Below are 11,450 nucleotides of genomic sequence, written 5' to 3' on the forward strand. Positions count from 1 at the left end.
CCTACCCCGCCTGCTCCTCCCGCAACTCCTCGCCAGGTGTGAGCGCCGCCACGAACAACCGGGTCAGCTCGCCCACGATGGGCTCGACGTCGGGCCGCGGCTCCGGCTGCTGCACCCAGTCGGCCAGCACCTCGGAGACAGCACCCGCGAGGGCGAGGGCGATGGTCCGGTCCCCGGCATCGCTGCGGCGGCGCAACGACCTCGTCTCGGACTGGATGTGCGCGGCGAAACCCGCCAGCGCCGCGGCCCGGTCGCTCTTCATCAAGGGAGTGCTGCGGGCCTCGCTGCTGACGACCAGCGCGCGCCGCGGGTCATCGGTGAGGAAGCGGACGTAGGTGCCGAGCCCGGCCCGGGTCCGGGCCTCGAGGTCGTGCGGGGCCTTGGCGACAGCGTCCAGGCACAGCTGGGTGGCTTCCGTGACGAGCCGGTCGTAGACGGCGCGCAGCAGGTGCTCGCGGGTCTCGTACTCCTCGTAGAAGGAGCGCGTCGCCACGGCGGCGACCTGGCAGAGGCGCTCGATGCTGGCCCCCGACCAGCCCACCGTGCCGAACAGCGCCAGGCCGGCGTCCTCGAGTCGCTGTCGACGGTCGGCCCTGCGCTCGGCCTCCGAGCGCCCTCCGTAGACCCGCCCGACTTGTGTCATCTTGGTCACACTAGCGGGCATACGTCGGCCCGGCCCGTCTGTCATACGAGACAGCGTGCCCGGCCCAGGCTCACTCGATGCGTCGTACGCCGTGCTCCTGCTGGGTGCGCAGCCGACGCACGCCGGCCACCGACGCCATGGCCATCGAGGCGAGCAGGACGACCTGCGCGCCCCGCTCGCGGCGGCTCTGCCGGTCGACCATGGCCAGCTCGGTGTCGTCGGTCGGTCGCTCGGTGCCGTTGAGGGCGAGCGCGAGCTGGAGCTGCTCCTGCTGCTCGAGCATCGCGGCCGTCATCGGGTTGACCTGGACCTGGACCTGCGCCTGGGGCTGGACCTGCGGCTGCGCCGCGGGGGCCGGGGGAGCGGGCGGAGGCAGCGCGGGCTGGACCGGCTGCGGCGGCGGCGCGATCGCGGGCTCGACCTCCGGCAGCGGCCGGATCACCCGGGCGGCGGCCTTGACGCACCTGAGGTTGGTGCGCGTGACCGCGACCTTGGTGCCGCGCAGCCGGCTCTCGAGCGTCGTGAGGTACTTCCCCGGGGGGATGTCGGCGCAGCTGTAGGTCACCGAGAAGCGCAGCGTGTTGTCCACCGACACGTTGACGCCCTTGAGCCCGGCCGCCGAGATCGAGCCGACGGCGTTGCTGCCGGTGGTGGTGTTGAGGGTGACATCCTGGCGGTCGACCAGGCCCTTGAGCAGGGAGACGAGCGCGTCGCGGAAGTCGCTCGCGCTGCCGCAGACCAGCGGGTCGCCCTCGAGGGTGCGCACCCCGGTCTTGGGGTCGCAGACCGCGCCGCCCTTCGGGGCCACCGTCCCGGTGCCCAGGGCGACGCGCTTGAGGTCGCTGATGGCCTCTTTGCCGCTCGGGTCGATGCCCAGGTGCAGGACCTTCTGCTCTTTGAGGTCGTCGATGACCTTCTGCACGTCGAGCTCGCCGGCGGCGGTCTCCGGGCTGCCGGCGGGCCACTCGGGACGCTCGTTCTTGTTGACGAAGGGCTCGTCGGTCGCGTGGACGATCACGCGGCGGATGAAGCGGTTCTGCCGCCAACCGGCCCTCTGCCCCGGGTCGATCGTCAGGGCACCCTGCGACTCGACGATGTCGACGCCCTCGCCGTTGAGGAGCTGGTCGAGCGCGAGGACCTGCGCCTCGTTGGCGTTGAAGGCGGTGCCCTTGTTGACCGTCGCGGTGCTGGGGACGCAGCGCACGCGCAGCTGGTTGACCTTCGCGGCGAAGTCCGGCCCGGGCTCGCTGATGCGCGCGAGCAGCTTAAAGACCTCGGGCTTGACGTAGGGCAGCTCGGTGTCGCCTTCGTCGCAGGTCTTGCCGGGGTCGACGACCGGGTAGGGGGCGCTGCCGCGCGAGGGCCCGGTGGTGAAGAACGCCAGCCCGACATTGACGTCGATCTTGTCGCGGGCGAGTGCGTTGGTGATGGCGTTGGTGTTCTCCCGCAGCGCCTTGATGTAGGGCAGCATCGTCGGCGAGGTGTCGACGAGGTACATCACGTCGAGCGGGGTGGGGTTCTCCGGCAGGGTCAGCACGTAGTCGACCTTGCGGCTGTCGCCCTGCTCCAACTCGAGCTGCGCGCTCGGCGGAGAGATCGACCCCGCCCGCGGGGGAGTGGGTGGCACGTTGCCCTGCGGCGGCGGCACGGTCACCGGGTCGGTGCCCGGCGGCAGGGGGTCGACGTAGCGGATGAGCGTGTGACCCGCGATGGCGTGAAAGGTCGAGTCGCCGCTCTGGTCGCCCGTGAGCGTGCCGGCGCGCGGCGGGGTCTTGGCCTTGGCCGGGATCGTGGCGCCGGTGCGCGGGTCGACCAGCGCCACGTCGCCGTCGGACTCGACCGCGACGAGGTCCGAGCCGTCGCGGTACGCGGCCGAGGTGATGCCGCCAGGCACCGGGGTCCGGCTGGTGGTCGCCATGCCGTCGCTGGAGTAGGTGGCCGACCCGTCGGCCCCGAAGGCCGCGGCCTCGCCCGGGTCCATGGCGACGACGGCGGTGCGGCCGCTCGCGCCGGCCACGGCCTCGAAGGTGCGGGCGCCGTCGTCGGAGCGCAGCAGCTGCCCGCCCGCGATCGCGTAGACGAGGTCGGGGTCGCGGCGGTCGACAGCCATGTCGGTGATCGCGCGGTCACCGCCGGGCAGGTCACCGGCCTCGGTGCGGACGCCCCAGGTGCGGCCACCGTCGGTGCTGGCGTAGACGAGGCCGGGGGTGGGGACCTGACCGCCGGGGACGCCGGGCAGCGGCGGGAGCGTGCCCCCGCCGTCGTCGCCGCCCGCTCCGGTGGGGCTGATGGAGAGGTAGACGGTGCGGCCGTTGTCGGCCGGCGCGAGCACGCCGGGGGAGCCCTGCGCGGGCAGGCCCTGCTCGGACGTGGCCCAACCACCGCCCGTGCCGTCGCTGGCCCCGAGCACCCGCGGTCGGCTGCTGGCGCCGCTGCCCTCACGGACCGCCAGCAGGCCGCGGCCGCCCTTGAGCAGGGCGGCCGCCGTGATGCGCGCCGTCACCGCGGACAGCCCGCCGACGCCCGGCTCCGGCGTGAAGGTGAAGGACTCCTGCCACGAGCAGCCGTTTGTGGTGGAGGACTGGACGGTCACGCCGTTGGTGACGAGCTGTCGCCGGGCGGACTCGGACTGGACGGCGTAGTTGGCGATCCGGTCGCTGGCGCCGCTGCCCTCGACCCCGCGGAACGCGGGCACGTCGGTGGCCTGCCAGGGCAGGTCCTCCGTGGCCGTGCCGCAGGTGAGGGCGCCGGTCTTCGCGTACGACGACACCGACGGGGCGGTCCAGGGCGCGACCGCGGGGACGACGGCCGCGAGGGCCGCCGCTCCCGCGATCGCGCGCCAGCGAGCAGCAGGCACCGTCAGGCCCGGTCCTTGGTCCGCGCCGTGACGGTCTTCGGGGCGGGCGCCGTCGCGGCGCTGACCTTGACCTTGCGGGTCTTGGCGGCGGCCGTGCCCGTCCTGCGCACGGTGCGCTGCGCCGGGGTGCGGGAGGCGATCTGCTTCATCAGCGGCGCGAGGGCGTCGTGCAGGACCTGGTCCTCGAGGGTCTCCTCGGCGTCGAGCCGCGCCGCGAGGGCGTCGAGCTCGCCGCGGTGGGCCCGCAGGATGGCCGTCGCCTCGGCCTGGGCGTCGTCGATGAGGGTGCGGATGGCCGCCTCGACCTCGCGCTGGGTCTCGTCGGACAGGTCGATGAGCGAGTTGTCGTCGCCGAGGAAGCCCTCGCCGGCCTTGACCTGCAGGCGCACCCGACCGACGGCGTCGCTCATGCCGTAGCGGGTCACCATGTCGCGGGCCAGGTCGGTGGCGTGCTCGAGGTCCTGCTCGGCACCGGTCGAGGGCTCGCCGAGCACGAGCTCCTCGGCGGCCATGCCGCCCAGGGTCGCGACCAGCTGCTTGTGCAGGTCGCTGCGGGTCAGCAGGGTGGCCTCGCTGTCGCCGAAGGTGGCGGCGGCCAGCGTGCGGCCACGGCCGAGCACGGTGACGCGGTGGAGGTCCTCGAGCCGGCCGAGGGTCGCAGCCACGACGACGTGGCCGATCTCGTGGTACGCCGCGCGCAGGCGCTCCTCGGCGGTGAGGACGCGACCGCGGCGCTGCGGGCCCTCGAGGACGCGGACGATCGCGTCCTCGAGCTCGCGCTGGTGGATCTGCGAGCCCTTCTGGCGGATGGTGAGCAGGGCGGCCTCGTTGACGACGGACGCGAGGTCGGCTCCGGTGAAGCCGGGGGTCCGCTGGGCGACGCGCTCAAGGTCCACGTCGGGCGCCAGCGGCTTCTTGCCGGCGTGGATCTTGAGGATCCGCTCGCGGCCCTCGGCGTCCGGGCGCTCGACGGTGATGTGGCGGTCGAAGCGACCCGGGCGCATCAGCGCTGGGTCGAGGATGTCGGGACGGTTGGTGGCCGCGATGACCACGACGCCGGTCGAGACGTCGAAGCCGTCCATCTCGACGAGCAGCTGGTTGAGGGTCTGCTCGCGCTCGTCCGACCCACCGCCGCCACCGCCGGAGCCGCGCTTGCGGCCGGCGGCGTCCAGCTCGTCGATGAAGACGATCGCGGGAGCGACGGCGTTGACGCGCTTGAACAGGTCGCGGATGCGGGCCGCGCCGACACCGACGAGCGACTCGACGAACTCCGCACCGGCGACGGAGAAGAACGGCACGCCGGCCTCGCCGGCGACGGCGCGGGCGAGCAGGGTCTTGCCCGTCCCGGGCGGGCCGAACAGCAGGACGCCCTTGGGCGGGGTGGCGCCGAGTGCCTTGTACTTCGCCGGGTCCTTGAGGTAGTCGCGGACCTCGGCCAGCTCGACGACGGCCTCGTCGGCGCCGCCGACGTCGGCGAAGGTCACCGAGGAGCCGCCGGTGCGGCTGCCGTCGTCGACCTTGCCGAAGTTGGTGACCTCACCGATCGCGGAGCCGCCCGAGCCCTTGCCGACGAACAGCAGGCCGAACAGGTTGGCCAGGATCAGCACCGGGAGCAGGAACTCCGTGACGGTGCGCAGCCGCTTCTTGCCGGTCTGCTCGTCGGTGGAGTAGGAGGCTCCGGAGGCCTTGAGGGTGTCGGTGACGCGGCCGGTCTGGGCACCGCCCGAGGTGAAGTTGACGAACACCTCGGCGCGGCCGTCAGGCACGTTGATGACCTGCGGCGTGATGGCGTCCTTGCGGTCCGCGGCCAGGACGAGGGCGTCCTCGGTGGTGCGCAGCTGCAGCAGCACGGCGCTGTCCTCGTCGAGGATCGTCGCCTTCTCGATGCGGTTGCCCAGGGCGAGGGCGTCGAACTGCGAGGTGGTGATCTCGCGCACGTCCGGGCCGGAGTTGACGTGGATCAGCGAGGTGATGAAGAGCAGGAACAGCGCGACCAGGGTGGCGACGAGGGTGAAGAACAGCCCCTTGCCGCCCGGGCCCTTGGTGGCGGCGCGCTTGCGCTTCCACGCGGCGTAGCTGGCCTTGAGGCGCTCGACGCGCCCCTCGGGCACGACCTTCTGCGCGGGCTCCGAGACCGATGCGGCGGTGGGCACCGCCGGGCTCTCTGTGGGCTCGGCAGTGGCGCCGCTGGTGGGGCTGGCCACGGGACCTCCTCGCCGGTGCGGTGGGCGCCCGGCATCGATGCGTGCGTTGGGGGGACGCGGGCGCGCCCTGCTTTGAGGAGTCAGGAGGCCCGTGCCGGGTTCACGGGGCAGAACAGGTCGTGCTGAGGGGTGGTGTCACAGTTCGCCGTCCGGGGCAGACATCCTGCTCCCGGGGGAGGCCGACATTGTGACGCACAGCACCTCGAACGGGGCAAGCGTGTCACGTCACGGTCGTGTGAACTCTTCCGGCACCGGCTCTCGGCGGACGGTCAGCCCGTGGCGCCGAGGACCGTCCACCCGGACAGCAGGTCCGCGAGGTCGGTGACGTCCAGCGTCGCGGCCTCACTCTGCGCGGTGGCCTGCGCGGCCGCCGTGCGCTCCTTCTCGTCCCGTGCTGCAGCCCGCAGCGCCGCACGCTCAGCGGCGGCAGTACTGGGGGTGGTGCTGGCAGTGGTGCCGGCGGCTTGTGCCGATCGCGCCGCCCGGGCAGCAGCCCCCACGGCACGCCGCTCCATCTCCGCGCGCACGGGCCGCGCGGCCCGTGCGCGCTCGGCCTGGAAGGTCCCGGCGAGCGACTGGAAGGCATCGGTCGGGTCGACGACCTGCGTCCCGCGCGTGTACTGGCGTTGCCCGCAGCGCGAGCAGCGGTGCAGCACCACTCCCGGGCCGGCCGGACCGGGGGAGGACAGGACGATCTCCTGGAGCACCGCCCCGCAGCAGCTGTCGCCCATGTTCGTCCCTATGCGCCCTGTGCGGACCCGTGTCCGCTTCGCCCTTGAGCCTGGCCGAGCAGAGCGGTCCGCGCCATGGTCACCTCGGGCCAGATCCGGTGCGACCGCCTGCGCGTGGCGCTGCTCCGTCTGGGTCAAGCGCCCGCTGGTGGAACGGCCGGTAACGCGAAGAACCGCCGGTCACCGACCGGCGGTTCTCGAACGAGTGGACGATACAGGACTTGAACCTGTGACCTCTTCCGTGTCAAGGAAGCGCGCTACCAGACTGCGCCAATCGTCCGAGCTGTGCAGTTGTGGTGCGGGGCCTACGAGGCCGGGGCGGGAATCGAACCCGCGTACAGGGATTTGCAGTCCCTTGCCTAAGCCACTCGGCCACCCGGCCGGGACCGGCGCCGCGAGGCGCCGGCACCAGCGACAGCGCCCGAGGGGCGCTCACCGAGCGGACGACGGGATTCGAACCCGCGACCCCAACCTTGGCAAGGTTGTGCTCTACCAACTGAGCCACGTCCGCGTGCGACACGGTGTCGTGGGGCAGGCCCCACAGCATCGTCCGCCGATCGAGAAACCTAGCAGATGCGCGGCCGGGTCGAGTGCCGTGTCAGGTCTCCGGCTCGGCCCACAGCAGCAGGGCGAGCTCGGCGTCGACGTCGACGTGGTCACCCTCGGTGCCGGTGGGGACGGCCTCGTAGGTCTGGCCGAGGAACTCGACGAGCTCCGGCAGCGGCACCTCGAACAGCGCGCGCCCCGAGGGCGACGACAGCGACAGGCACACGATGGCCTGCGAGGGGGTGCCAGCCTGGGAGGCGGGACCCGGAGCGGTCGGCCAGACCTGCACGTCACCCTCCCCGACGGGCCCGGCGACGCCGTCGGTGAGCAACTGGCGGGCGAAGGTCCACTCCACGACGTCGGTGCCTGAGCCCTCGGACCCACTGGTGTGGAAGGCGACGGAGACCGCGTAGGGGTCTGCGACGTCGTAGCGCAGGTCCGCCCGAACGGGCAGGGAGGTCGCGCCGGGCACGACGAGGCGCAACTGCAACTCGGTGCTGACGGTGACGGGACGGGCCGTCATCTGGTGACCTCCGGGTGACTGCGGGTCGTGCCGACCCTCTCGCCAGTGTGGTCCCCCGCGCGGTCGCGGCTCAACCACCCTCACCCGTTCGGCGGCACAGGGACCGGGCAAACAGGACGAAACAGACATCAGGGCAGGGAGTACGACGAGAGCGACTCCCGCGTCGGCCTCGTTCGGGTGAGGCCGGGGACACGGAGCGTGCAGACCGCGCGCCGCGGCGCGGCCGCGGGTACTTTCGGGAGACCGTAGGCAGGCATCCCATCCGGGACGGCCTGTCGTGCGAACGCCTGATGTGAGGACAACGTTGACGCTGCCGCGCAGCCGGCCAGCCGCCGAGGGCACCAGCCCCCGAGCGGCCGCGCAGTCACGTGTGCGCGACGACGCCGCTGATGTCTACGCCGGCCTGGACGACCGCGGACTCGTCGCCCGGGTCACCGAGGGCGACGGTGGGGCCCTCGAAGCGCTCTACGGTCGTTACGGACGGGCCTGCTACGGCCTGGCCCGCCGGATCCTCGCCGACGAGCAGTTCGCCCAGGACGTCGTGCAGGAGGTCTTCCTCACGGTGTGGCGCGACGCCTCGCGCTTCGACTCCGCCCGCGGGGGCTTCTCGACCTGGCTGCTGTCCATGACCCACCACAAGGCCGTCGACGCCGTGCGCCGCGAGGAGAACCTCCGCAAGCGCCGGACCACCGCCGAGGTCCTCGAGGGCCGGCAGACCGACGGCCCCGACGTGGAGGACGAGGTGTGGTCGCTGCTGCGCCGCACCCGCGTCCGCGCCGCCCTGCAGACCCTGCCCGCGCCGCAGCGCGAGGCGCTCACCCTGGCGTACTTCGGTGGCTACACGCAGCGTGAGATCGCCGGCATCACGAGTACGCCGCTGGGCACCGTGAAGACGCGGATGCTCGCGGGCATGCGCCGGCTGCGCGACAGCCTCGAGGGGATCTCCGAGGCCGGCACCTCCGCAGCGACCGACCTCGATGACGCCGCACTCGGCTCCAGCGCCCCTCTCGATCCACCGAAGGACCTCTCGTGAGCACCCCCGACCTGCACCAGCGCTTCGACGAGCTCGCCGTCGGGCACGCGCTGGGTGCGCTCGAGCCGGGTGACGAGCAGGACTTCCTGCGGCACGCGGCCTCCTGCGCGCGCTGCGACCGGGCCGTCCTCGCTCACCTCGAGACGCTCGGCCACCTGGCCTACGCGAGCGACCCGGCGACGCCGCCGGCGTCGCTGTGGGACGCCGTGCGGGCCGGGGTCGACGCCTCCGATCGGGCCGTGTCCTGGCCCGGCGACGCGGTCGTGCCTCCTGCCGGCACGGACGAGCTCGCAGCGGCCCGGACGCGCCGTGACGGCCGTCGCGACAGCCGCAGCGTGCTCAAGCGGGTCGCGGCTGCCTCGTCGGTCGCCGCCGGCTTCGTGCTCGTCGCGAGCCTGGTTGTGCAGAACGTCTCGCTGCGCGAGCAGCAGCAGGACCAGCTCGCCCTGACCCAGTCGATGGAGAAGGTCCTGTCGACCTACGACGGCGCCGGTGTCCGTCGGGTGCTGCTCACGGCCGAGGGCGAGGAGCAGCCCGCGGCGGTCGCGGTCGTCGACGGCGCCCGCCTGCACCTGGTCGTGGACTCCCTCAAGCCCAACGACGCGCGCGCCACGACCTACGTCCTGTGGGAGCGCACCGTCGCGGGTGACGTGCGCGCTGTCGGCACCTTCGACGTCACCGGCGACCACGACGTCGAGGTCGTCGCCGACCTGGTCCTGCCCGACGCCGAGCAGCTCAAGGCCCTGATGGTCACCCACGAGCAGGGGCGCAAGGCTCCCGCGTCGTCGACGCAACGCGCTGTCGTCGCCGGCACGCTGGCCTGACACGCGCGGCTCCGCACGGCATCATGGGGGACGTGCCGGACCATCGCCGCGAGCGCGCCGTCTCCGACCGTGCGCGTGACAGCGCAGACGACCGTGACGGGGACGGTGACGTCGAGTTCGACGACCGCCTGGAGCGCGAGCTCGAGGAGTTCCTCGAGCCGCACGGCCGCGCCGGCCGCATCCCGCAGACCGGCTGGCGGGCGCGCCTTCGGCGTACCCGTGGTGGGTCTGTCGCCCTCAAGACCGGTGTCTTCCTGCTGGGACTGGTGTTCATCGGGATCGGGGCGGCCGCGGTGGTGCTGCCGGGGCCGCTGACGATCCCGCCGATGCTGCTTGGGCTGTGGATCTGGGCGTCGGAGTTCGAGTGGGCGGACGCGCTGTTCCAGCGAGCGAAGAAGAGCGGGCTCGAGGCCTGGGAGCAGGCGAAGAAGCGGCCGCTGCTGTCGGCCGTCTCGACCGTCGGTGGTCTCGTCGCGGTGGGGGCGCTGCTCTGGGCCGCGAGCCACTACGGCTGGGTCGACAGCGCCCGGGACGCGGTCGGCCTGTAGCCGTCCGCTCTAGTACGCTGCCGGACCGCGGGGCGTATAGCTCAGTTGGTTAGAGCGCACGCTTCACACGCGTGAGGTCACAGGTTCGAGTCCTGTTACGCCCACCCCGCGTCCAAGGCCAGCCAAACGGTGTGTCGTGCCACGTGTCATCGGTTGCGGAGCGAGACCCGAGACGCGGGTAGCCGCGGCTGTCACGAACGTGACCGGGGCCACACGCGACACTCGGGCCCGTCAGTCGTTGGAGTGATTGATGTGGCGCTTCGGTCATGTCGGAGCTGGGGAGCCACGTGACGCCCGCCGATGACCTGCCCTTCGTCAGCGTCGCCGCGGCCCCCGTCGCACGAGCAAGTGATCTTCGCCAGGCGTCTCGTGTGGCTCGGAGCTACCAGATCAGTCCCGGTCCTCTGCGCACGGTCCAGGCGCAGGCCATGCTCGATGACCTGGCGCAGGAGTGGTCGCTGCCGACGTTTCGTGCCCGGCGGTGGCTCGCCGCGGCCGATGTCCTGACGGGCCCGAGCCCTCTCGAGATGTACGTGCAGATCGACTACATCACGAACCTGTTCACACTCGAGCTATGGGCTTACGGACGGGTCGTGTTCGGCATCGACGACTGGCTGGGTCTCTGAACGTCCACCGATGCGCCGCACAAGCGATTACTCGACTGTGAGGGTAAGGACGGGCGTCTCAGCGCGACAGGTGTGAGCCGCGCCCCCACTTTCGGAGCGCCTACGTGGTGGAAGACCCCGGAGGCGTGCCGTCGACAAGGCCGGCCGTCGGCTTCTCGACCTCGTGCGCTCTAATGCCCACGCCTGAAGCGTAGGCAGGCGCGCATAACGAGGAGCAGCGCCTCCTCTGGGCGCCTCGATGCGGCATTTGCTACATCCAGCGACGGTGCAGGTTCGCCCGGCTGGCGTAATGCCAGGGATGCCGGACGGGCAGGGCGTAGGGCGCGTCCCGGCCATCGCCAGAGAGGTTCGTCGTGAGTTCGAGCAAGCAGATGAACGATCACCCAGCTACGGCGGCTTGGGTGACTGCCGCGGAGGAGCACCGTACGAGCGACGTCACCAACGCGCGACTCAGGGCTGCTTACCAGCGGTACGAGCCGCTTGCCGGCGCCGGTGTCGCCCGACCAGGCACCCGCGCGGCGGTGGACCTCGCCACGGCGAGGATCGACGTCGTCCTCCTGTTGGCCGACGCGGGGGAGGAACTCCCAGAGATCGTCATCCAACAGTGCGTGGCGGATGCTGAGCTCATGGTGAAGAGCGCCTCGCTCTGACTAATGGTGTGTCGCGCATTTGAGTAACTAGTTCTGCGATAGTGTTCGTAGATGACCGCAGCTGCCGATTCGTTGGTGATGTCGCAGGGCCAGCGAGAGTCGCTGGAGAAGGTCGCGAAGTCCAAGACTGCGGCGCATCGTGAGGTGCTGCGGGCGCGGGTGCTGTTGGCTGCGGCGGACGGCGTCGCGAACAGCGCGATCGCCTCCGAGCAAGGTGTGACGCCGGTGACGGTGCGATCCTGGCGCAGGTCGTTTGAGGCCGACG

General features: G+C 72.0%; 11 protein-coding genes and 4 tRNA genes. 7 read left to right on the forward strand and 8 right to left on the reverse strand.

Annotated elements, in window-relative coordinates; genetic code table 11:
• Position 1: 1 nt before the first annotated feature.
• From Q8R60_09765 to Q8R60_09800, 8 genes are all read right to left on the reverse strand, one after another.
• Entirely contained in the window at positions 2-643 is a 642-nt protein-coding gene (locus tag Q8R60_09765; GenBank protein MDP3712759.1) for a TetR family transcriptional regulator, read from the reverse strand.
• Between the two features lie 70 nt (positions 644-713).
• Positions 714-3,500: a hypothetical protein gene (locus Q8R60_09770; protein MDP3712760.1), complete on the reverse strand. Its 2,787-nt coding sequence runs from the start codon at positions 3,498-3,500 to the stop codon at positions 714-716.
• 2 nt (positions 3,501-3,502) lie between these two features.
• On the reverse strand, positions 3,503-5,704 hold the full coding sequence (gene ftsH, locus Q8R60_09775) for an ATP-dependent zinc metalloprotease FtsH (protein MDP3712761.1): 2,202 nt from the start codon (positions 5,702-5,704) through the stop codon (positions 3,503-3,505).
• Positions 5,705-5,973: 269 nt separating this feature from the next.
• On the reverse strand, positions 5,974-6,435 hold the full coding sequence (locus Q8R60_09780) for a hypothetical protein (protein ID MDP3712762.1): 462 nt from the start codon (positions 6,433-6,435) through the stop codon (positions 5,974-5,976).
• Between the two features lie 206 nt (positions 6,436-6,641).
• Positions 6,642-6,715, reverse strand: a tRNA-Val gene (locus tag Q8R60_09785).
• Between the two features lie 30 nt (positions 6,716-6,745).
• A tRNA-Cys gene (locus Q8R60_09790) sits at positions 6,746-6,817 on the reverse strand.
• Positions 6,818-6,873: 56 nt separating this feature from the next.
• Positions 6,874-6,946: transfer RNA gene (locus Q8R60_09795), tRNA-Gly, on the reverse strand.
• A gap of 87 nt (positions 6,947-7,033) precedes the next feature.
• Positions 7,034-7,504, reverse strand: coding sequence for an SsgA family sporulation/cell division regulator (locus Q8R60_09800; GenBank protein MDP3712763.1), 471 nt, complete (start codon positions 7,502-7,504; stop codon positions 7,034-7,036).
• A gap of 370 nt (positions 7,505-7,874) precedes the next feature.
• Here Q8R60_09800 and Q8R60_09805 point away from each other — a divergent pair, with 370 nt between their 5' ends.
• The 7 genes from Q8R60_09805 to Q8R60_09835 all read left to right on the forward strand — a co-directional run.
• On the forward strand, positions 7,875-8,537 hold the full coding sequence (locus Q8R60_09805) for a sigma-70 family RNA polymerase sigma factor (protein ID MDP3712764.1): 663 nt from the start codon (positions 7,875-7,877) through the stop codon (positions 8,535-8,537).
• Complete coding sequence (locus Q8R60_09810; protein ID MDP3712765.1) at positions 8,534-9,361, forward strand: anti-sigma factor; 828 nt, start codon at positions 8,534-8,536, stop codon at positions 9,359-9,361. Before Q8R60_09805 ends, Q8R60_09810 begins: the two co-directional genes overlap by 4 nt.
• 32 nt (positions 9,362-9,393) lie before the next feature.
• Positions 9,394-9,909 (forward strand): PGPGW domain-containing protein, encoded by a 516-nt coding sequence (locus Q8R60_09815; GenBank protein ID MDP3712766.1) that lies wholly within the window; start codon positions 9,394-9,396, stop codon positions 9,907-9,909.
• Positions 9,910-9,939: 30 nt separating this feature from the next.
• A tRNA-Val gene (locus Q8R60_09820) sits at positions 9,940-10,013 on the forward strand.
• Between the two features lie 183 nt (positions 10,014-10,196).
• Positions 10,197-10,535, forward strand: coding sequence for a hypothetical protein (locus tag Q8R60_09825; protein ID MDP3712767.1), 339 nt, complete (start codon positions 10,197-10,199; stop codon positions 10,533-10,535).
• Between the two features lie 353 nt (positions 10,536-10,888).
• Complete coding sequence (locus tag Q8R60_09830; protein ID MDP3712768.1) at positions 10,889-11,185, forward strand: hypothetical protein; 297 nt, start codon at positions 10,889-10,891, stop codon at positions 11,183-11,185.
• 51 nt (positions 11,186-11,236) lie between these two features.
• Positions 11,237-11,450, forward strand: a 214-nt coding sequence (locus tag Q8R60_09835) for a helix-turn-helix domain-containing protein (protein MDP3712769.1), incomplete at its 3' end; no start/stop codon positions are given.

The organism is Mycobacteriales bacterium, assembly GCA_030697205.1.
Taxonomy (GTDB): domain Bacteria; phylum Actinomycetota; class Actinomycetes; order Mycobacteriales; family SCTD01; genus JAUYQP01.